1 protein-coding gene and 1 pseudogene are annotated in these 1,498 nt (G+C 71.0%); one reads left to right on the forward strand and one right to left on the reverse strand.

The features are described 5' to 3' along the window. On the forward strand, positions 1-926 hold a 926-nt coding region (locus ROTAS13_RS24350), incomplete at its 5' end, for a UdgX family uracil-DNA binding protein (protein ID WP_139323563.1). Positions 927-1,258: 332 nt separating this feature from the next. Here the strand turns inward: ROTAS13_RS24350 and ROTAS13_RS27915 are convergent. Next, positions 1,259-1,498 (reverse strand): annotated as a pseudogene (locus ROTAS13_RS27915) (SPOR domain-containing protein); the annotation flags it as partial.

The raw sequence follows: 1,498 nt of genomic DNA on the forward strand, positions 1-1,498 counted from the left end.
GCCTTACCGGTGGAGCTGTGCGTAGATGTGATCAAGAGACAGGGCTGAAGACCGGCGCGATGCTGGCCGAGATGCCCCGCCGCTACTGGCGCAACCTGCCCGAGGCACGCGACATCCCGCGCCTGATCGCCGAGGCCCCGGCCCGGGTCGCCGAGATGGTGGAGCGCGGCGCCACCCCGCCCGCCTTGCGCCGGCAGCGGACGGCGCATCTCGTCTCCCTCCCGGGCGGCCGTTCGGATGGCCTGCACCCGGCGGCGGCTTCGCGCGTTGGAACGCCCGCCATGCCCCATGCCGAAACCCCGACGGACAGCGACGTCCCCGCCGCCCTCGCCGCTCTGAAGCGCGAGATCGAGACCCGCAACGACCTGCCGGGCTGGTCCGGACAGGCGACGCAACTTGTCTTCGGCGAAGGGCCGCCCGGGGCCCTGCTGATGTTCGTGGGGGAGCAGCCGGGTGACGAGGAGGACCTCGCCGGCCGGCCCTTCGTCGGCCCGGCCGGGCGGCTCTTCAACCGGGCGATGGAGGAAGCGGGCGTCGCGCGGGACGAGGCCTATGTCACCAACGCCGTGAAGCACTTCAAGTTCACCCCGACCGGCAAGCGGCGCCTGCACCAGACGCCGGATGCGGGGGACATCGCCTATTACCGGCCCTTCCTGGAACGCGAGATCGGCCTGGTGGCACCGCGCCTGCTGGTCACGCTCGGCGCCACCGCGCTGCGCGCCGTCACCGGCCGCGCCATGCCGGTCACCAAGGTGCGGGGCAATGTGCTCCGCGCGCCGGACGGGCGGCTTTTCTACCCGACCGTCCACCCCTCCTACCTGCTCCGCATTCCTGATTCCGCCATGAAGGCCCGCGAATACGACCGTTTCGTGGAAGATCTGGCCAAGGCCGCCGCCACCGCCCGCAGCCTGCCCGCCGCGGCCTGACGCCGCCAGATGAAACGCCGGGACGGGCTGTCCTCCGCAGGCTGACCGTCAGCCCGGAGGCCCGCTCCCGCGGCACAGGTCCCAACACCCTTGCTTCCCGGACCCGCTTCAAGCTATAGGAATAAAATCAACACCCCTCACGATGCCACCGGCCTCTGAATGCGCAGCCCGGCCAGCATCCGCTTTCACCACAAGGAAGACCCCACCTCCATCCACGCGGATAAAGGGCTAAAATCCTAAAATCCTAAAGCCCTGAAAATCCCCGATGGCACGCAGGGCGGACAACACCGGACCGTGGCGCCTCCGATGATCCATGCCCTTCGCCCTTGGCATCAGGGGGCCGGTTTCGGAGCCTCGGTGGTGCCGGGCTGGTCGGGCTTCTTCTCGTCGGCCGGGGGCCTGGCGCCATCGCCTGCGGCGGCAGGCGGGGTGGCGGCCGGCTTCTCGCTTTCCGGATGGCTCTCCGGCGATCCGGGTTTCGGCCCGGCGGCGGGCTTCGGCGCCTCCTGCTTCTCCGCAGGCGGCTTCGCTGGCGCGGCGGCCGGCGGCGAGGCCGGGGCATCCGGCGCGGC

The organism is Roseomonas sp. TAS13 (genome assembly GCF_001950415.1).
Classification (GTDB): Bacteria; Pseudomonadota; Alphaproteobacteria; order Acetobacterales; family Acetobacteraceae; genus Roseomonas; species Roseomonas mucosa.